Annotated in this window: 3 protein-coding genes; all 3 read left to right on the top strand. The window is 72.3% G+C overall.

The window, feature by feature from the left end; translation table 11 throughout:
• Positions 1–346: 346 nt before the first annotated feature.
• From DVK44_RS34130 to DVK44_RS34120, 3 genes are read left to right on the top strand one after another with little or no spacing between them, the layout of a single operon-like run.
• Positions 347–628 (top strand): acyl carrier protein, encoded by a 282-nt coding sequence (locus DVK44_RS34130; protein ID WP_114664477.1) that lies wholly within the window; start codon positions 347–349, stop codon positions 626–628.
• Positions 616–2,604 (top strand): asparagine synthase (glutamine-hydrolyzing), encoded by a 1,989-nt coding sequence (gene asnB / locus DVK44_RS34125; protein ID WP_114664476.1) that lies wholly within the window; start codon positions 616–618, stop codon positions 2,602–2,604. Before DVK44_RS34130 ends, asnB begins: the two co-directional genes overlap by 13 nt.
• A complete protein-coding gene (locus DVK44_RS34120; RefSeq protein ID WP_114664475.1) occupies positions 2,604–22,526 on the top strand; it encodes an SDR family NAD(P)-dependent oxidoreductase in 19,923 nt (6,640 codons plus the stop codon). The genes asnB and DVK44_RS34120 overlap by 1 nt, the downstream gene beginning before the upstream one ends.
• The last annotated feature ends 38 nt before the right edge of the window (positions 22,527–22,564 follow it).

The following is a 22,564-nucleotide window of genomic DNA, read 5'->3' as shown; positions in this document are numbered from 1 at the left end:
CGGCCGCGGTGCCGGACGTGGGGCACGGGGGCGGGCTGAAATCAGCGGGAATCAGCCGGGGGCCGACGCCGCGATGAACGCCGAATGCGGGACCGGACGTCGTACCGAAGACGTTAGCGGCCTCTCGCGCTTTTGTGTAGCTATTCCGCTGGATCGCGTGACGCGATCCAGTTTATCTACATTATTTTCTTGACACTGTTGTTCGGACCCTCGATAGTCGTCGTTTGGGCGTCCCGCATTCTGAACGCCCCGCACGTGGAAAGTCTCTCAACAATACCTTCCGTCACCGGGCTGCGGTCATCGGGCTCGGGCTCGACGCCCTTCCCGAAATGACGAGGACCGCGCAGTGACCAGGACAGAGATAATCATCCAGTTCATCGAGAAGCAGTTCTTGATCGAGTTCGGCGATGACATCACACCGCAGAGCGACCTTTTCAAGGAAGGAGTCATAGACTCCTTCGGATATATCCATCTGATGTCGTTCCTCGAACGGGAATTCGCCTTCACCTCCGAAAGCGCGGAATTCCTCCTCGCGGTTCCGACCACGCTGGAGGCGATCGACAGGTTCGTGGCCGAAAGGGCGGACGGGAAAGGCACACAGCAGGCAGGTGCCCCGTGTGCGGAATAGCGGGTTTCGCGTCCTCGTCGCTCCACACGGACAGCCGCCCCGGTGTGATCACGGCGATGCTGTCCGAGATCCACCATCGGGGACCCGACGGGGCGGGCTACTACCTCGACGACGACGTCGCCATGGGGACCGTACGGCTGTCGATCGTCGATCTCGTGACGGGCGCGCAGCCCATGTCGGATGCCACGGAGCGGTATGCGATCTGCTTCAACGGCGAGCTGTACAACTACCTCGAACTGCGGGAGGAGCTGCGAGCGCTCGGCCGGCCGTTCCGTACCCGGTCGGACACGGAGGTCGTCCTCCAGGCGTGGATCCAGTGGGGACCGGCCTGTCTGCCGCGTTTCAACGGGGCCTTCGCCTTCGCCGTCCGCGACGCGGTCGGGGACGAACTCTTTCTCGCCCGTGACCGGTACGGGAAGCGGCCGCTCTTCTACACGGCCGGCCGCGACGGGTTCCTCTTCGCCTCGGAGATGAAGGCGTTCCGCGCCTACCCGGGCTTCCGGTTCGCACTCGACCCGCACGAGCTGAAGTCGGTCTTCGGACTCTGGACACCGCTGCCGGACCGGTCCCCGTTCAAGGGCGTCCGCCAGCTGCCGCCCGGCGGACTTCTCACGGTCCGCGCGGGGCGGACCGCTCTGCACACGTACGAGGAACTCGCCGTCGAGGCCGAGCCTTTCGCGGGTACGGCGGCGCAGGCCGCGGCGTTCGTGCGCGAGACGCTGCGCTCCAGTGTCGAGGTACGGCTGCGCAGCGATGTCGAGGTCGGCGTCTATCTGAGCGGTGGTCTCGACTCGTCGATCGTGACCAGGCTCGCCACCGATCTCTCGCCCCACGAGGTGCGCACCTTCTCCGTCGAGTTCGAGAACCGGTCCCTCGACGAGTCGGACAGCCAGCGGTCCGTCGCGCGGTACCTCGGCACACGCCACTCCTCCATCGTGGTCTCCACGGCCGACATCACGGAGAACTTCCCCGCGGCCGTTCACCACGCCGAAGTCCCCGTGTTCCGCACGGCTCTCGTCCCGATGTATCTGCTCTCGCGTCATGTGCGCGAGGCCGGGACAAAGACCATCCTGAGCGGAGAGGGCGCCGACGAGGCGTTCCTCGGCTACTCGCTCTTCCGCGAGACGATGCTGCGCGCCGCGTGGAACGGCCTGCCCGATGAGGAACGGGACCGGCGGATCGCGGTGCTGCATCCGGAGCTGAGTCACTTCGGCCCCGAGCACCGGACCCATATGAAGGGGCTGCTCAGCCAGTTCTCCTCGGAGCGGCTGCCGGGCCTGTTCTCCCATGAACTCCGCTATCAGAACGGCCGGTTCGTCCAGCGTCTGCTCAAGGACCGCTCCGAGCCGTTCGCGGACCTGCTCGCGCTGGTCGGGAACACCCCCGGCTATGCCGCGCTGTCCCCGACACAGAAGGCCCAGTGGCTGGAGTTCAAGACCTTGCTCGCCGGCTATCTGCTGTCCAGCCAGGGGGAACGCATGGGGCTCGCCCACGGTGTCGAGAACCGGTGCCCGTTCCTCGACCCGGCCGTTGTCCGGGCCGCCGCCTCGGTCAATCTGCGCTTCGACGACGGCTGGGAGGAGAAGGCCATCCTCAAAGAGGCGTTCAAGGGACTTCTCCCGGCGGACCCCCTGACCCGGCGCAAGCAGCCCTACCGCGCGCCGGGCAGCGGATCCTTCCAGGAGCACCGGCCCGACTATCTGGAACTGGTGCTCTCCGGAAGGGAACTCAAGGAGATCGACGGAATCGACCCGGTCTTCGCGGAACGGCTGGCCGCCAAGGTCATGTCCACCCCCGTGGCGGACATCAGCACGAAAGAGGACCACGCGTTCATTCATCTGCTGTCGACAGCCCTGCTCAACCAGCAGTTCGTGAGGGACAGGAGCGATTACATGCGTACTCCGCCGGACACCGAGCTGAAGGTGACGACGGTGGTCGACCGCCGCCGGGCCGCGTCGCTGATCGGAGGGAAGTGATGGACGCGGAGAGGCGGTCCGGGACCGTGGACGGCGTCGGGGACGGCATCGCGGTCATCGGGCTCGCGCTCAGGCTGCCCGGCGCCGGCACCCTGCGGGAATTCCAGCGGCACCTGGTCGAAGGGCGCTCCCTGATTTCCGAGGTACCGCCCGAACGGTGGTCGAAGGAGCGCTGGTTCGGCAGCCCGCGGCGCGGCGCGGAGAAGACCAACAGTGTGTGGGGCGGATTCATCGAGGAGGCCGACTGTTTCGACGCGGCCTTCTTCAGCATCTCACCGCGCGAGGCGGAGAGCATGGATCCCCAGCAGCGCTTCGCCCTGGAACTCGCCTGGCACGCCGTCGAGGACGCGGGCTACCGCGCGGGCGAGCTGGCGGGGACGCGCACGGGCGTCTTCATGGGGGTCTGCCACGCGGACTACGCGGAACTGATGGAGCGGGACGGCGCGCGGACCGACGCTTACTTCCCCACCGGCACGGCCTACTCGATCATCTCCAACCGGGTCTCCTACCAGCTGGACCTCCAGGGGCCCAGCATCACCAATGACACGGCGTGCGCCAGCTCGCTGGTCTCCGTCCACGAGGCGGTCTCCGCGCTCCGGAACGGCGAATGCGCGCTGGCCCTCGCCGGCGGGGTGAATCTGTGCTGGTCGCCCAAGCACTTCGTCGCCTTCAGCCAGGCGAGCATGCTGTCGCCCACCGGCCGCTGCCGGGCGTTCGATCAGGGCGCTGACGGCTACGTCCGGGGTGAGGGCGGCGCGGTCCTGCTGCTGAAACCACTGGCGCGGGCGGTCGCCGACGGCGACCCCGTCCACGCGGTGATCAGGGGCGCCGCCACCAACCACGGCGGCCGGACCAGTTCGCTCACCGTCACCAACCCGGTCGCGCAGGCCGACCTCATCGAGGGGCTCTACACCCGTACGGGTATCCGCCCGGAGACCGTGTCCTACATCGAGGCCCATGGCCCGGGCACCCCCGTGGGCGATCCCATCGAGGTCCTCGCGCTCAAGCGCGCCTTCGGCAACCTCCACCGGGCGCAGGGCACCGTACCCGAACCGGGGAGCACAGGCATCGGCTCGGTCAAGACCAACATCGGCCACCTCGAAGGCGCGGCGGGCGTCGCCGGCATGGTCAAGGTCATCGCCGCGCTCCAGGGCCGGGTGCTCCCCGCGACCGTCGGCTTCGCCGAGCAGAGCGGGCTCATCGACCTGGCCGGCAGCCCCTTCCGTATCGTGCGCGAGACCCAGCCCTGGGCCGAGCCGCCCGCCGGGCCGGACGGCGCCCCCGCGCCGCGCCGGGCCGGTGTCAGCTCGTTCGGCTTCGGCGGGACCAACGCCCATGTCGTCCTGGAGGAGTACCTCCCCGGCGACCGGCCGCGGTCCGACGCCGAGGCGGGCGCCGAAGGCGGAGCCGACACCGAGGCACCGGGCGCGTACGTCGTGCCTCTCTCCGCACGCACCGCGGAGCGCCTGAGGGAGGTGGCGCGACAGCTCCACGCGTTCCTGGGCACGCTCGACGCCGATGACCGTGCCGTCGCCCCGGCGCGGGCCGCGCTGAGCCTCGCCGACCTCGCGTACACCTTGCAGACCGGCCGCGAGCCGATGGCTGCACGCGTCGCCTTCGTGGTGACGGACCGGCGGCAACTCCGCACGGCCCTGGCCGCGTTCACCGAGGGAACATTGCCCGACACCGCCGCGCACAACAGGACCGGGCAGCCGTACGGGGACCATCCCGCGGCGCTGGTGGAGACCGCGGCGCGCTGGGCCGAGGGCGGCGATGTGGACTGGTCCGCGCTGCCGGGGCACGCGCGGGCACGCCGGGTGCGGCTGCCCACGTACCCCTTCGCGCGGGAACGCCACTGGTTCCGGACCCGCCCGGCGGACGAGGCCGCCGCGGCGCCGGTGAACGGCGCGCTGCACCCGCTGGTGCACCGCAACACCTCCAGCCTCCGCGAACAGCGCTACACCTCGGTCTTCACCGGCGAGGAACCGTTCCTTCAGGCGCATCGCGTCCATGGGGCGCGGGTGCTGCCGGCCGCCGTCCAGCTGGAGATGGCCCGCGCGGCGGTGTCGTACGCCCTCGGCCACGAGGGCCCGGCCGGGGCGGTGCTCCAGCTGAACGACACGGTGTGGCTGCGCCCGTTGGTGGTGGACGGGGAGCCCCTTGAGGTCCATGTGGTGGTCACCGCCCAGGACGGCGGCGCCTTCGGGTACGAGATCCGCACAAGCCCCGCCGCCGGAACCGCGCCGGCCGCGGTGCACAGCCGGGGCACCGCCTCGGTGGCCACGCCGGAGGGGTACGACGCGCCCGGGACACTCGACCTCGCGGCGCTCCGCGCGTCCTGCGGCACACCGCACGACCCCGCCGAGGTGTACGCCGGCTTCCGCGAGGCGGGCCTGGAGTACGGGCCGGCCATGCGCGGACTCACCGAAATCCACGTCGGGGACGGGGAGTTGCTCGCCCGGATCCGGCGGCCCGCCGCCGAGGCCGCCGTGGCGCCGAAGGCGCGTGTGCCGGAGCGGAGTGTGCCGACGCGGGAGCCGGGCGCGTCGATGCTGAAGCCCAGTGTGCTGGAGCCGAGCGTGCTGGACTCGGCGCTCCAGGCGTCGCTGGTCCTTCTGGCCACCCTGGTCCCGGAAACGAGCCGCGAGCTGTCGCTGCCGCTGGCCCTCGACCGGTACGACGTCCACGGCCCGTGCGAGGACGTCGTCTGGGCCCGGGTCCGCCGCCGGCACAGCGGCAAGGGCCTCGCCACCTTCGACATCGACCTGTGCGACGACTCCGGAGCCGTCCGCGCCCGGCTGCGCGGGCTCGCCCAGCGGACCGTCGCCGAACAGCGGACCGTCGCCGAGCCGGCGGACCCCGCCGGACCCCGTGTCGTGGCCGCCGTCCCCCGCTGGGTGGAGGCACCGCCCCGGCGGCGGGCCGAGCCCGTCACCGTGCACGGCTTCCTCACCGGCAGGCCGGACACGTACGCCTCGGAGCTGTCCGGCGCGACGGGTTTCCCGTTCACGGTCCTGCCCGGCATCGCCCTCGACGCCGTCGCGGACGGCGTCGGTGTGACGCTGGACCTCGTCCTCGCGCGCGTACAGGAACTGCTGCGGTCCAGGCCGAGGGGAGCGCACCGGTTCCTCGTCCTCGTCGACGACCGGACACCGCACCACTGCCACGCCCCGCTCGTCGGCCTCTTCAAGACCCTGAACCTGGAGAATCCGTCGGTCTCGGGGCGTGTCGTACGCGTCCCCGGGCTCGCCACCGCGCCATCCGGGCGGATCGCCGAACTCGTCCGTCTGGAGGCCGCCGAGGCGACCGCCACCGACGCCGAAGTCCGCCACACCCCGGACGGCGGCCGGCTCGCCCGGCGTCCGGTGGAGATCGAACCGGCCGCCGGGCCGCGCGTCCCGCCGCTCAAGGAGGGCGGGGTGTACTGGCTGACCGGCGGCCTCGGCGGCCTCGGCCGAAGCGTCGCGCGCTACTTCGCGCGGCACACCGGTGTCACCGTCGTACTCAGCGGCCGGACCCGGCCCGGCGAGAGCACCGGCGCGGCGCTGGACGAACTGCGCGCGGCCGGAGTCGACGCGCACTATCTGGCCGCCGACGCCGGCAGCGCGCGGGACGTGGCGCGCGCCGTCCGCGACATCGTGGGCGCGCACGGATCGCTGGACGGCATCGTCCACGCCGCGGGGACGCTGCGGGACGCGTACCTCCTCACCAAGGATCCGAAGGACGCGGCGGAGGTGCTGGAGCCGAAGGTGGCCGGCGCCCTCCACCTCGACGCGGCCACCCGGGGCCTCGCCCTCGACTTCTTCGTGCTCTTCTCCTCCGTCGCCGGGGTGTACGGCAACGCGGGCCAGGGCGACTACGCCGCAGCCAACGCCTTCCTGGACGCGTTCGCCCGCCACCGGCAGGCGCTCGTCGACGCCGGTGAGCGGAGCGGCCGGACCGTCGCGGTGAGCTGGCCGCTGTGGGCGGAGGGCGGGATGACGGTCGACGGGGTCACCCTCGCGTCGATGCGCCGGCAGCGCGGCTGGGAGCCCCTGCCCACGGAGGACGGCCTGCGGGTCCTCGGGCGCGCCCTGCTCGACGCGCCGGAGCACCTCGTCGTCGCGTACGGCGCCGACGCCTCCCTCGCGTCCGCGCCGTACGACGACGCCCCCGCGCCCCGTACGGACGGCTCCGCCGTGCCCGCGCAGGCCGGCCCTACCGCCGCCAGTCTCGGCGAGGACGATCTCGTGGCGCGTACGACGGGCCTGGTGAAGGAGGTGCTGGGCGAGGTACTGCACCACGACCCGGCGACACTGGGGACAACCGTCGGGCTGGTCGACTACGGGATCGACTCGCTCTCCATCCTGGAGGCCACCGAGCGCCTCGGGGAGATCGCCGGGCCCCTGCCCAAGACGCTCTTCTTCGAGTACGTCGACATCGAAGGCGTCGTGGGCTATCTGGTCGACGAACACCGGACGGCGCTGGAGTCCCGCCTCGGCGCCGAACCGGAGCAGCCCCCGGAGCCTGTGCCTGTGCCTGTGCCGGCAGCGACCGTGGGCTTGGCCGAAGGTGCGCTCACCGGTACGGAAACCACCGCCGCACCGGGCACGGAATCCCGCGCGGAGTCCGACGCCTACCACGACATCGCGATCATCGGCATCTCGGGCAGATACCCCGGCGCCGACACCCTGGACGAGCTGTGGACCGTCCTCGAAGAAGGGCGTCACCTCTTCGAGGAGGTGCCGCGCGACCGCTGGGACCACGACGCCGTCCACAGCCCCGAGCGCGGTGTCCTCGGCAGGAGCGCGATCCGGACAGGAACGTTCCTGAAGGGGATCGACACCTTCGATCCCCGCTACTTCCGTATCTCCCGGCGCGACGCGGAACGGATGTCGCCGGAGGTCCGCCTCTTCCTCCAGGCCGGTGTCGAGGCCCTGGAGGACGCGGGCTACTCCCGCGAGACGATCCACCGTCAGTACCAGGGCGACGTCGGTGTGCTCGCCGGCACCATGAGCAACCACTACGGTCTCTACGGCTTCCAGAACAGTCTGACGCGCGGTGCCCCGGCCACCGGCAGTTACACGGGCACGCTCCCCAACATGCTGTCGTACTTCTACGGGCTGACCGGGCCGTCCATCTTCGTGGACACGATGTGTTCGGGCTCGTCGACCTGCGTCCACCAGGCCGTGCAGATGCTCCGGGCGCGGGAGTGCAAGATGGTCGTGGCCGGAGGGGTGAACCTCCTGCTGCACCCGTACAACCTCATCACCTCCTCGCACGAGCACTTCACCACCGCGACCTCCGACGTCATCCGCAGCTTCGGCCGGGGCGCGGACGGGACGATCCTCGGCGAGGGCGTCGGCGCCGTGGTGCTCAAGCCGCTCGTCGAGGCCGAGCGGGACGGTGACCACATCCACGCCGTCATCAAGGGCACCTCGCTCGCGAACGCCGGGGTCCGCAACGGCTTCACCGTCCCGAATCCGCGCATGCAGGCCCGCGCCATCGAGAAGGCCATCGACGACGCGGGCGTCGACCCGCGCACGATCGGCTATGTGGAGGGCCATGGCTCCGGCACCTCGCTCGGGGACCCGATCGAGGTCAGGGCCCTGACGACGGCATTCGGCAAACACACGCCGGACACCCAGTTCTGCGCGCTGGGCTCGGTCAAGTCGAACATGGGACACCTGCTGCACGCGGCGGGCATGGTCGGTCTGGCGAAGGTGGTCCTCCAGCTCCGGAAACGCACACTCGTCCCCTCGCTGCACAGCGAGGACCTCAATCCGGACATCGCCTTCGAGGACACGCCCTTCCGGGTGCAGCGCGAACGCGCCGAGTGGCGGCCCGCGGTCACGGTGGACCACGGCGCCACGACCGTCCATCCCCGGCGCGCCGGTCTCACCTCCATCGGCGCGGGCGGCATGAACTCACACATCATCGTTGAGGAGTACGTCCCCGGAACCGGCCCCCGGGCGGACAGGCCGGACGGGGTGGAGCACACGGATCTGTTCGTCTTCTCCGCGATGACCGACGCCACGCTGGAGACCTCACTCGTCCGCTTCCGGGACTTTCTGGCGCGGGCGGACGAGGCGGATCTCCCCTCGATCGCGCACACGCTCCGGGTCGGCAAGAACGAACTCCCGTGCCGCTGGGCCTTTCTCGCGAAGGACCTCGCGGGCGCCGTCGCCGCGATCGACCGCTATCTCGACGGCGACCGGGACCGGGACGCCGCACTCGCCGGCACCGGCCCCCGTACGGCGACCGCGCGCGAACTGGCCCTCGCCTGGACCGGTGGCGCCACCCTCGACTGGGCTCCGCTCACCGGCGCCCGCCCGCCCCGGCGGATCTCCCTGCCCGCCTATCCGTTCGAGCGCGTACGGTGCTGGGCCGAGCAGGAGCCCGGCGCGCCCACCGTCACCGCGCCGCTGGCCCTGCGCGAGAAGCCGCACCCGTTCCTCGGGGCCAACCACTCCGACCTGGACGGACTGCGCTACACCCTGGATGTCCACCTGGGCGACCTCGCCGACTACGGCTGTGCGCGGCAGAAGGCGCCGGACATCGTCCCGACCTTCGCCGTCGATCTGGCGCTCGCCGTCGGGAAGGTCTGCGGGCTCTCCGACACCCCGCGTGTGCAAGGGCTGCGCCTGTACGGCCCGTTCTCCTGGGAGAGCACCGAGCGCCTGGTCACCACCGTCACCTCGCCCGGCCGCGACGCGGCATCCGCGGTGGTGTTCCGTGAGGACGGGACGGGTGTACGCACACCTGTCGCCGAGTTCGCGCTGCGCCCGGACGGCCGGCGGACCGCCCCGGAGGCGCTGCCGCTCGGGAAGGACGGCGCGCGGGGGCTGCCCAGCGGCGCCGAGCGCGTCCTGACCCGGGAGGAGGTGCTGGCCGAACTGGCCGAGGGAGGTATCACCCCCGAACCCCTGCTGTGCGGTGTGCGGGCCGCCTACTGGCTGCCGGGCGGACGGCTGGTCCTCGGCGTCGGCGTCCCGGAACTCCGCCAGGACCGCACGATGCGTAACGTCAGCATTGCCCCGCATGTCCTCGCGGCGGTCTCCCACGGTGTCCACCTCGTCGCCAAGCGGGCCGGCGAGCCCGCCTGGTCGCGTCAGTTCCCCCGCCTGATCGATGACATACGCCTCTTCGGTGACACGCGGGCCGCCGACGACGTGGCGTACGTGGTGTTCGACCTGCCCCCACGGGCCGCCGCCCCCGGTGGCAGGGTCCGGCTGGCGGACCGCGACGGCCGGGTGCTGGCCGAACTCGCGGGCGTCCACTGGGGCGAGGGCGGTACGGGCCCCTCGAACGCGGATACGGAACGGAGCAGCGTCCCGGCGCCGGTCACGCACGCCCAGGAGGCGCCCGCGGCCGTCGAGGACGAGGCTCTCGTGACCTTCGCGGTCGGTGAACTCGGCCGTATCGCGGCGGACATCCTCAAGTTCGACGCCAACGACCTCGGTATCCATACCGGGTTCGACGCCTTCGGCTTCGACTCCCTCTCGCTCGTCACGTTCAGCAAGCTCATCAAGGACACGCTCGGTGTCGACGTGACCCCCGCCGTCTTCTTCGACCTGACCACCCTGGACGCGCTGGCCCGGCATCTCGTCACCGAGTTCGCCCAGCAAGTCAGCTCCGCTCGGGCCGAGTTGGCGCAGCCGGAGTCTGCGCGGGCGGAACCGTCGCCCGTGCCACCCCGTACCGCCCCGGCTCCACCCGCCCCGACGACAGGAGCCGGCCCCATGCCGGAACAGGACCCGCCCGCCCCGCCGGTACGGGACAGACCCGTACCGGTCGCGGTCATCGGCGCCGCGGGACGCTTCCCCCGGTCTCCCGATCTGAACGCCTACTGGTCGCGTCTGCGCGAAGGCGCCGACTGTGTCTCGGAGTTCCCCGTCCACCGCTACGACTCGGCCTACGCGCGCGTCGTCGAGAGCGCCGACTTCCCGCGCCGCGCGGGTGTCGTCGACGACGTCGACGCCTTCGACGCGGGCTTCTTCCGGATCTACCCGCGCGAAGCCGAACTGATGGACCCCCAGCACCGGCTGGCCCTGGAGACCGTCTGGAGCGCGGTCGAGGACAGCGGGTACACACGGGACGCCCTGCCGGAGAACACCGGGCTCTTCTTCGGCGTCTCCGGCACCGACTACGCGACCCTGCTCACCACGTACGGAGTCGAGCCGGACGCGTTCACCTCCACGGGCAACGCCCATTCCATGCTGGTCAACCGGATCTCGTACCTGCTCGGCATCCGGGGCCCCAGCCGTCCCGTCGACACTGCCTGTTCGAGTTCGCTGGTCGCCGTGCACCAGGCGATGGAGGCCATCCGCTCGGGCGCGTGCGACCTCGCGATCGCCGGCGGGGTCAATCTCCTGCTCAGCGTGGACACCTTTGTCAGTGCCCACCGGGCCGGAATGCTCAGCCCGGCCGGGCGCTGCGCGACCTTTGCCCAGGACGCGGACGGGTATGTACGGGGCGAGGGCGTCGGCGCGCTGATCCTGAAGCCGCTCGACGCCGCCGAGAGGGACGGCGACCCGATCCTCGGTGTGCTCGTCGGCAGCGCGGAGAACCACGGCGGGCGGGCCAACTCCCTGACGGCGCCGAACGCCGATGCCCAGGCCGATCTGGTCCGCGCCGCGATGGACGGTATCCCCGCGGACACCGTGCAGTACATCGAGACCCACGGGACCGGAACAGTGCTCGGCGACCCCGTCGAAGTGCGCGCGCTGCGCTCCGCGTACCGGCGGCTGGGCGCCACTTCCCGGGCGGACATCGTGCTGGGCTCGGTGAAGACCAACATCGGTCATCTGGAGGCGGCGGCCGGGATCGCCGGACTGCTCAAGGTACTGCTCGCCCTGGAGCACGGGATCATCCCGGCCACGCGCAACTGCGCGGAACTCAACCCGTATCTCGAACTCGGTGACGGGCCGTTCCGCGTCGGGCGCGAGAGCGAGCCGTGGCGGCGGCGCCCCGGGCCCGACGGCGGCCTCGTCCCGCGGCGGGCGGGGGTCAGCAGCTTCGGGTTCGGCGGTGTGAACTGCCATGTGGTTGTTGAGGAGTACATCCCGGGCACACGTCCCGGCACCGAGTCCCACTCCGACGCCGACGCCAACGGCGCACCGGCCGTCGTCCCGCTGTCGGCCCGTACCCCTGCACAACTGCGCGAGGTAGCAAGAAAGTTGCTCACCTATCTGGAACAGGCGTCCGCGCCGCCCTCTCTGCGCTCGCTCGCCTGGACCTTGCAGACCGGGCGCGAGGCGATGCGGGAGCGCGTCGGCTGGGTGGTGCGCTCTCCCCACGAACTCGCCGACAGGCTCCGCGCCTTCACCGAGGACGGCGAGCACCTCGGGGACGGCGTCAGGGGTACGGTCAACGGCCACACCGCCGGTGCCGCCCCCGTCGTACCGGACGACGGCGACCTCACCGGTCTGCTCGCCCGCTGGGTCGACGGAGCCACCGTCGACTGGCGCCCGCCGCACGGAACTTCGGTGCCCCGGCGGCTGCGGCTCCCGTCGTATCCCTTCGCGCGTGAGCGCTACTGGATCCCCGGCGCCGCGCCACAACTCCCTGCGGAGCAGGGGCAGCTGGACGAGCCCGCGACCGGGACCGAAACCGGGACCGCGCTGCTCGTCCCCCGCTGGATCCCGAAGCCCGCGCCGGTGAACGGCTCCGCGCACCACGGCACTCCGGCCCGCCATGCCGTCGTCCTGTGCGGCGCGTTCGCCGCCGCGCGGGAGTCGGTCGAACGGCAGATCGCGGGCGTGCGCTGCCACACCGTGGAGACCGGCAAGCAGCGCCTCGACAGCCGTTTCGGCGAGGTCTCGCGGCAGGTCTTCGAGATCGTGCGCGACCTGGTCGCCGACACCTCGGCCGGCGAGACTCTCGTGCAGGTCGTGGCACCCGCGAGCGACGACGACACCGTTCATCCGGCGCTCGTCGGGCTGCTGCGTACCGCCATGGCGGAAGACCCCTCGCTCACCGGGCAGCTCATCCGCCTCGGCCTTCCCGGCGGCGACGGCCCCGGCCCCGTCGACGGCGAGGCCGTCGCCACCGCGGTGGCGCACAACGCCCACGCCGCCGAAGACGACCTCGTGCTCCAGCGGGACGGCGTCCGTTCCGTCCTCACCTGGAGCCGGGTCACCCCCGCACCGATGGACGGCGCGGACATGCCCTGGCGCGACGGCGGTGTGTACCTGATCACAGGCGGCGCGGGCGGGATCGGCGCCGTCATCGCCCGTGCCATCGCCCGCGATGTCGTCTGTCCCACGCTTGTCCTGACCGGCCGCGCACCGCGCGACGCGCGGATCGACGCGCTCCTGGACGAGCTGCGCGCCGAAGGCGCCACCGCCCGGTACACGCCGGCGGACGTCTCGCGCTGGGAGGAAGTGCGCCATCTCGTCGCGTCCGTCCGGGAGCGGGACACCGGGCTGCACGGTGTCATCCACTGCGCGGGCGTGGTCCATGACGCCGCGCTGGTGCGCAAGACGGCCGAGGAGTGGGCCGGTGTTCTCGCGCCGAAGGCCGACGGCCTCGTCCATCTCGACCGGGCCGTGGGGGACGCCCCGCTGGAATTCCTTCTGCTCTGCTCCTCCGGTTCCGCGATCACCGGCAACGCCGGGCAGGCGGACTACGCCACCGCCAACGCCTTCCTCGACGCCTTCGCCGTACGGCGCGCCGCACGCGTCGCCGCCGGGGAGCGCTCGGGACGTACGCTGTCGCTCGCCTGGCCGCTGTGGCGCGAGGGCGGGATGAGCGTCAACGACGCCGTACGCGCGCGTCTGCGGCAGAGCCGGGGCCTGACCCCGATGGACTCCGCGGCCGGCCTCAAGGCACTGGCCGACGCCTGGCGGCTGGACGGCGAAGCCCGAGTTTGGGTCCACCACGGAGACCTGAGCCGGATCCCGGCGGCCCCGGGCGCAGCCACCTCGGCGCCGCCCGCCCCGGCCCGTACCACCGCGCCTCCTCCATCGGCGGCGGAACCGGTCCCGGTGACACCGGTACTCCCCGAGCCCGCCGGAACGCCGACGCTCCACCGGCTCACCGGTCTCTTCGCCCGGGTCACCAAGGTCCCGTCCGGTGATGTCGCCCCCGACGCCCCGCTGCACTCCATGGGGCTGGACTCGATCATGGTGGTGCAGCTCAACAAGGAGCTGGCCCGCACCTTCGGTGAGGTGTCGAAGACCGTCTTCTACGAGTTCCCGACGCTCCGCGCGCTCGCCGGACACCTCGCGCCGCAGGATCCCGGCCCCGTACCCGCCCCCGTACCCGCCCCCGTACCCGCGCTCACGCCCGGGGCCGGTGAACCGGCCGCAACGCCCGGGCGGCGGGAGCCCATTGCCATCATCGGCATGAGCGGACGGTACCCGGGCGCCGCGGATCTCACCGAGTTCTGGGACAACCTCAAGGCCGGCCGTGACGGGATCGTGGAAGTCCCGGAGGACCGCTGGCCGTTGGAGGGTTTCTACGAACCCTCGCGCGCCGAGGCGATCGCGACCGGCCGGAGCTACAGCAAGTGGGGCGGTTTCCTGGACGACTTCGCCGCCTTCGACCCGCTCTTCTTCCGGATAGCGCCCCGGGACGCGTACGCGATGGACCCGCAGGAGCGGCTGTTCCTCCAGGCGTCCTGGGAGGTGCTGGAGGACGCCGGCTACAGCCCCGGGGAGTTCAGTGCCCGCCACGGCGGGCGCGTCGGGGTCTTCGCCGGTGTCACGAAGTCCGGCCACGCCCGGCACAGCCCGCGGCGGCTGCCCTCGGGCGAGACCGTCGTCCCCGCCCTGTCCTTCGCGTCGCTGAGCGCCCGTACGTCCCACGTCCTCGACCTGCACGGGCCCAGCCTGACCGTCGACACGATGTGCTCGGCCTCCCTCACCGCGATCCACGAGGCGTGTGAGCACCTGTACCGGGGGTCCTGCGAAGCGGCCATCGCCGGCGGGGTCAATCTGTACCTCCACCCGCTCGACTACGTCGAGCTGTGCCGGTCCGCCATGCTGTCGGAGGGCCGCCGGCTGCGCAGCTTCGGCAGCGGCGCCGACGGCTTCGTCCCGGGCGAGGGGGTCGGCGCCGTACTCCTCAAGCCGCTCTCGCGGGCCCTGGCCGACGGCGACCGCGTCCTGGCGGTGATCCGGGGCACGAGCATCAACCACGGTGGCCGCACCCACGGTTATACGGTGCCCAGCCCGAACGCCCAGGCCGAGCTGATCCGTGACGCGCTCGACCGCGCCGGTGTCCCGGCCCGCGACATCGGTTACGTCGAGGCGCACGGCACCGGCACCGAACTCGGCGACCCGATCGAGGTGGCGGGCCTGACCCTCGCCTTCGCCCAGGACACGGACGACCGGCGGTTCTGCGCCCTCGGCTCCGTCAAGTCGTCCATCGGGCATCTTGAGGCAGCCGCCGGTGTCGCCGGTCTGACGAAGGCCGTTCTCCAGCTGCGGCACCGGCAGTTCGCCCCCAGCCTGCACGCCGAGGAACTCAACCCGAACCTGGATCTGGCCCGGACCCCCTTCTTCGTCCAGCGTGAACCCGCCGACTGGCACAGCGACCGTCCGCGCCTCGCCGCGGTCTCGTCGTTCGGCGCGGGCGGTTCGAACGCACACCTCATCGTGGAGGAATACGTGTCCCCGCCCGCGTCCGGCGAGGCATCCGCCGGGAACCGAGCCGAGCAGCTGGTCGTCCTGTCCGCCCGCACCCCGGAGCGGCTGCGCGACCAGGCCGCGCGCCTCGCGGACCATCTCGACGGTCCGGGCACGGAGGCCGCCCTCGCCGATATCGCCTACACCCTCCAGGTCGGGCGTGAGGCGATGGAGGAGCGCCTCGCCGTGGTCGTGGCCTCGGTGTCCGAACTGCGCGCCGTGCTCCGCGCGTACCTGAACCGGGACACGGCCGTCCCCGGCATCCACCGGGGCACCGTAGGGCGTACGTACGGAGGCGGCGCCACCGAGCCCGCGCGGTACGGCGATCCCGGGGACCCCGTGGTGCCCCACCGGCCCGGACGAGACGGGCTCTCCGGCCTCGCGGCCCGGTGGACCCGGGGCGCGGCGCCGGACTGGCACGCCCTGCACGGCTCCGCCGTACCCCGGCGGATCTCGCTGCCGACCTATCCGTTCGCCCGTGACCGGTACTGGGCCGGCGATCTCGAAGCGCTCGACGCTCCCGGCGCCGCCGGGTCCGCCGGGGCCCGTCGTGAGAGCCCCGGCCACCGGGAGCCCGCGCCTCGCGTGGCGGCCGACGAGCCCGAGACCGTGGACAAGGCCGTGGACAAGGCCGGGGCCAAGGCCGAGGACGGCCCGGTCGCGCGACCCCGGCCGCCGCTCGACGGGCAGGTCCGCCGTCTCGTGCACACGAAGCTGGCCGAGGCACTGGCCATGGACACCCGGGACATCGACACCACCCGCGCTTTCGCCGACTACGGACTGGACTCCATCCTCGGCGTCCGTTTCGTCCATGAACTCAACGAGGCGCTCTCCCTCGATCTGACGACCGGTGTCATCTACGACCACAGCTCGGCCGACCGGCTCATCGCGCATCTGCTCGACGCGCACGGCGAGACGATCGCGCTGCCGCCACCCGCCGCACCCGCCACACCCGCCGCACAGGCCCCAGTCCCGGTCCCGGGGCCGCTCCCGGGGCCCGTCGACCGTGGTCCGATCGCCGTGATCGGGATGAGCGGACGGTTCGCCGGCTCCGACTCGCTCGACGAGCTGTGGGAGCATCTGGCGGCGGGCGACGACCTCACCACCGAGGCGACCCGCTGGCCGCTGCCCACCGAGGACGCCGCCGGGAAGCCGCGCTGCACGCGCGGTGGCTTCCTCGACCGCATCGACGAGTTCGACCCGCTGTTCTTCAACATCTCCGGGGTCGAGGCCGCCGTGATGGATCCCCAGCAGCGGCTGCTGCTGGAGGAATCCTGGAAGGCCCTCGAAGACGCGGGCCATGCCGGACCCGCCATGAGCGAACGCGACTGCGGCGTCTACGTCGGCTGCTGGGACGGCGACTACCAGGCGCTGATCGGGGAGGACGCGCCCGCTCAGGCGTTCTGGGGCAACATGGCATCCTTCGTCCCGGGCCGGGTCTCCTACTTCCTCAACCTCAAGGGCCCGGCCATCGCGGTCGAGACCTCCTGCTCCAGCTCTCTCGTCGCGATCGACCTGGCGTGCAAGGATCTCTGGTCGGGCGAGACGGACATGGCCCTCGCCGCGGGCGTCTACCTCCAGACCACCCCGCGCCTGTACGACCTGGCCGGGCGCGCCGGGATGCTCTCGCCGACCGGCCGCACCCATGCCTTCGACCACCGCGCCGACGGCTTCGTACCGGGCGAGGGCGTCGGTGTCCTGGTCCTCAAGCGGCTCGCGGACGCGCTCGCCGACGGCGACCATGTCCACGGGGTGATCCGGGCGTCCGGCACCAACCACGACGGCGCCACCAACGGCATCACCGCGCCCAGTTCCGTCTCCCAGGAGCGGCTGCTGAGCGAGGTGTACGAGCGGTTCGCCGTCGATGCCGGGACGATCCAGGCCGTCGAGGCCCACGGGACCGGCACCAAGCTCGGTGACCCGATCGAGTTCCAGGCGCTGACCCGCGCGTTCCGCAAGGGCACCGACAAGTCCGGTTACTGCGCCCTCGGTTCGGTCAAGACGAACCTCGGTCACACCCAGTTCGCCGCCGGTGTCGCCGCCGTCCTCAAGATTCTCCTCGGCATGCGGCACGGCCAGATCCCCGCCTCGCTCCACTTCGAGCGGCCGAACGAGGCGGTCCCGCTCGACGGCAGCCCGTTCTATCCGAGCACCCGCACCCATCCGTGGCCGGCGCCCGTCGGCGCTCCGCGGCGGGGTGCCGTCAGCTCCTTCGGGGCGAGCGGGACGAACGCGCACCTCGTCCTGGAGGAGCCCCCGGCGGTGTCCGTCCCGCGGGTGCCCCGCCCGGCCCAGCTGGTCGTGCTGTCGGCGCGTTCGCGCGAACAGCTCTCGGCGCAGCTGACGCGGCTGGCCGCACACTGCCGCGGGGAAAACTCCCTCGACTGCGGTGACATCGCCTGGACGCTCCTCGTCGGCCGCGAGCACTTCGCCCACCGCTTCGCGTGCGTCGTACGGGACCGCGACGAGCTGCTCCAGGTCCTGGCGGAGGGGATCGACGGACCGCGCGCCCTTACGGGGCGGACGGCGGCTCCGGACGACTGGCCCGACGCCGGGCGGCGGCGGGGTGAGGACGCGCTGCGCCGCTGTGCCGCCGCCGCGGGCACCGCCGCGTACCCCTCCTACCGGGCGGACCTCACCGTGCTGGCCGGCCTGTTCGTCCAGGGCGTCGTGCTCGACTATCCGGGGCTCTTCCCGCCGGGCGCGCAACGGCGTGTCCCCCTGCCCACCTACCCGTTCGCCCGGGAACGCCACTGGGCCACGGAGCCAGCGCCCATCGCGACCGCCGCGATCACCGCCACGACCGCTCCCACGACCAGCGCTCCGCGCCATCCGATCATGGGCGATACGGCTCCGGTGCCCGGTGTGCCCGGCACCGTACGCGGCACGGTGAAACTGACCGGGGAGGAGGATTTCCTCCGTGACCACCAGGTGGGCGGGCGGCGGGTGCTGCCCGGTGTCGTCCATCTGGAGATGGCCCGTGAGGTCGCCGCCCGTGCGCTGGGAACGGACGCCGCGACACCGCTCACCCTGCGGAACATCACCTGGGTCCGGCCGCTCGTGGTCGAGGGCACGCCCCGGGACATCGACATCGTGGTGAAGCCGGCCGGTGACGGTGTGGCCTTCGAGGTGGTGTCCGGGACGGACGACGCGGGTCCCTTCTGCGAGGGGCGCGTCCGGCGCGCCACCTCGCCGCGCCCGGCCCCCGTGGATCTGGCCGCGCTGCGCGCGGGCTGCCCGACCCGGGTGCCGGGTGAGCGGGTCGCGGAGGCGATCGTCGCGAGGGGAATCACCCACGGTCCTTCGCTCCGCGCGATCGACGAGGTCCATGTCGGGCCGGGCACGGTCGTCGCCCGTCTGTCGGCGGCACCGGACGAGCCGTATCCGTACGTACTGTCACCCGCGCTGATGGACTCGGCGATCCAGGCGTCCACGGCGCTGAACCTCGGCGGTTCCGGCGAGACCATGGTCCCGTTCGCCCTGGACACCCTGGAGATCTTCGCGCCCCTCGGCACGGAGGCCGGGTGGGCCGTGGTCCGCTCCGTGGACACCGGGGCGGCGGGCCCGTCCGGCCGGCTCGACATCGATCTCCTCGACGCGGCGGGCGCCGTCCTCGTCCGGATGACCGGCTACACCTCGCGTGCCGTACCGGCCCCCGCGCCCTCGCTGTTCGCTCCGGTGTGGGAGCCGGTACGGGCCGACGCCGTCGGCGCGACGGCCCCCGCGCCCTCGTTCCCGGACCGGGTGCTGGTGGTCGGCGCGTCGGACGAGCGGTTCGCGCGGATTCTCCGGCACTCCCCCGGAGCGCGGGCCTGGCGCCTTCCGCCGGGCGCCCGCGTCGAGGAGATCGCCACCGCGCTGCGCTCCGGCGAGACCTTCGACCATCTGCTGTGGCTCGCGCCGGACACCGCGCCGCACCCGACGGACGCCACGGGGTTCGTCGCCGCGCAGGAGGAGGGTGTGATCGCGGCGTTCCGTATGGTCAAGGCGCTGCTGCTCGCCGGTTACGGCGCCCGTTCCCTCGGTGTCACCCTGGTCACCCACGGCGCTCAGGCCACCCATCGCGCCGAGGTGATCCGGCCCGCGCACACGGCGCTGCACGGCCTGTTCGGGGCGCTGGAACGCGAGTACGGCCACTGGACGGTCCGCCGCGTCGACCTCGAAAGTACGGCGGGGCCCTCGGCGCTCGCCGGTCTTCCCGCGCACACCGAGGGCAGCGCCTGGGCGCGCCGCTCGGGCCAGTGGCTGCGGCAGCGGCTCGTGCCGTGCGTCAGCCCGCCCCCGGCGGCGGACCCGTACCGGGAGGGCGGTGTGTATGTCGTCATCGGCGGCGCGGGCGGCCTCGGCGAGGCATGGACCCGGCATGTCGTGGAGCGCTGCGGCGCCCGGGTGGTGTGGATCGGCCGCCGGGCGCGGGACGCCTCGATCGAGGCGCGGATCCGGGACATCGGAGGGCGCGGAGAAGTCAGCTACCTCAGCGCGGACGCCACCGATCCCGAGGCGCTGCGCACGGCCCACGAGCGGATCAAGGAGCGTTACGGGCGGATCCACGGTGTCGTCCACGCGGCGCTCGTGCTGCGCGACCGGGGCCTCGCGGCCATGGAGGAGGGCGACTTCCGCGCGAGCCTGGCGGCGAAGGTCGACACCAGCGTCGCCATGGCGCGGGTCTTCTCCGGGGAGCCGCTCGACTTCGTTCTCTTCTTCTCCTCGCTCCAGTCGTTCGCCACATCGGCCGGGCAGAGCAACTACGCGGCCGGCTCCGCCTTCGCCGACGCCTACGCGCAGCTGCTGGCCGGACATCTCGACTGCCCGGTGAAGGTGATGAACTGGGGCTGGTGGGGTTCGGTCGGCAGTGTCGCCTCCGCGTTCCACCGGCGGAGCATGGCGCGGTGGGGGCTGCTGTCGATCGAGCCGCCGGAGGCCATGGCCGCGCTGGACACCCTGCTCGGCGGCCCGCAGCCGCAGGTGAGCTTCGTCAAGCTGTCGGACCCCGCGGCCATCGAAGCGATCGACATGACACTCCGGACGACCGTGTACGAGCGTTCCCCCCTCGGCGTCACGGGCGGGACGGCGCCCGCTCCGGCCGAACTGTCCGACGCGGAAGCGCGGTTGCTGCGGACGACGGCCGACTGGCGCCGTACCGCACGCGATCCGCTGCTCGCCCAGCTGCTCCGAGGCCATCTGGAGGCGCTCGGGGTCCTGCGGGCCGGTGAGCCCGCCCCCACCGATACGGCCGTGGCCCTCGCCCGGGGCGGGATAGACAAGCGGTACACGGCGTGGCTCGCCCACTCCCTGCGGGTCGTGCCGGACCACGCGCCGCCGCTCGACGTCCTCGAACGTCAGTGGGCCGAGCAGTGCGCGCGATGGTCCGAGGACCCCGACAGGGCGGCGGAGATCGCGCTCGTCGACGCCACACTGAAGGCGCTGCCCAGGATCCTCACCGGCCGCACCCCGGCGACGGACATCATGTTCCCCCGCGGCTCCGTCGAACTCGTCGAGGGCTGCTACCGCAACAACCGGGTGGCCGACACCTTCAACCGCGCCCTGGCCGGGGCCGTCTCCGGGATCGTCGCGGAACTGCTGCGCCAGGACCCGGACCGGCGTATCCGTGTGCTGGAGATCGGCGCCGGTACCGGCGGCACCAGCGTCGGTGTGTTCGCCGCGCTGCGTCCGTACGGGGACAGCATCGAGACGTACACGTACACCGATCTGTCGAAGGCGTTCCTGAACCGTGCCCAGGCGCGGTACGGGCCCGACGTGCCCTCGCTCGACTGCCGGCGCTTCGACGTGGAACGGCCGCTCGCCCAGCAGGGTATCCAGGAGGGCGGCTACGACCTCGTCATCGCCGCCAACGTCCTGCACGCGACGCGCGACATGCGTGCCACACTGCGCAACGCCAAGTCCGCGCTGCGCGACAGGGGCCGGCTGCTGCTCAACGAGCTGACCGCCTTCGACGTGTTCAGTCATCTCACCTTCGGGCTGCTCGAAGGCTGGTGGCTCGCCGAGGACGTGGCCCTTCGGGTGCCGGGCTCGCCCGCGCTGGCCCCGGAGACCTGGCGGGAGGTGCTGCACGGCGAAGGGTTCTCCTCGGTGGTCTCCGTCCTGCCGGGGGCGCGCGAGCTGGGGCAGCAGATCCTGGCCGCCGAGAGCGACGGCATCGCACGCCAGAGGGTGGCCGCGCGCACGCGCCCGGCGGGCGTTCCCGTGACACCCGTAACTCCCGTCATACCCGCGGCACTTGTGGCACCCGCTGCCGCGGTGGCCGCACCGGTCGATGCCGGGGCGCGTGCCGCCGCTCTGGCCGCCCATCTCACGGAGAAGGCAGCGGAGACACTGCGGATACCGGCTGGGAAGATCGATCCCGGGACGTCGTTCGTCGCGTACGGGATGGACTCGATCCTCGTCCTCCAGTTCACCAACGCGCTCCGGCAGGACCTGGGCGAGCTGCCGTCGACGCTGCTCTTCGAGCAGGACTCGGTGGACCGGCTCGGCGCCTACCTCCTGGAGCACCGCGCCGACGAGGTGGACGCGCTGGTCGGGACCGTACGGCGGGAGACCGCCGGGCGCGTGCGGCCCGCCTTCACCTCGGGGACGGCCGTCCAGGAGCCGGAGTTCACACGGCTGGCGGACGGCGCGCGCGAACCGGAGCTGGTCTGCCTGCCGTCGCTCGTCGTGCCCACCGGGGTGCACCAGTACCTCCGGTTCGCCATGGCGCTGCGCGGACTGCGCTCCGTCTGGGCGACCGGTATGCCCGGCTACGGTGCGGGCGAGCCGCTGCCGGAGGATCTGGAGTCGGCGGTGGCCCTTCAGGCCGACGCCCTGCGACGGCGCTTCGCCGGACGTCCGTTCGCGCTGGCGGCGTACTCGTCGGGCGGCTGGCCGGCGCACGAGATCGCGCGGCGGCTCGCGTCCACCGGTGCCGCGCCGGCCGCGCTCGTGCTGCTCGACTCGCCCGGGCGGGCCGCCGGGAACACCGTCGCAGGCATGAGCACGATCACCCGCTGGCTGACCGAGCGGTACCCGCGGCTGCCCGCCGGGGACGAACAGCTCGCGGCGATGGTCCGGTACGCGGAGTTGTTCGACGGCTGGCGACCGCTGCCGGTGTCCGTCCCGACCCTGTATGTGAGCGCGGCCTCGGCGCAGCCGCTCTTCGAGGTGCTCGGTGACAGCGCCGGGCCGGTGTGGCGGCCGGAATGGCCGCTGGAGCACACCCGGCTGGAGGTGCCCGGGAGCCACTTCACGATGCTGGAGGAGCACGCGGAGTCCACCGCGCTCGCCGTCCACCGGTGGCTGGCCGAGCGGTTGGGCTGAGCCTGCGGAACGGCGGTTCGCCGGCGGCCTCCGCCCGG

This window comes from Streptomyces paludis, assembly GCF_003344965.1.
GTDB classification, from domain to species: domain Bacteria; phylum Actinomycetota; class Actinomycetes; order Streptomycetales; family Streptomycetaceae; genus Streptomyces; species Streptomyces paludis.
Note: the sequence above shows the minus strand (reverse complement) of the source record. Positions and strands in the feature narration are given on the sequence as shown.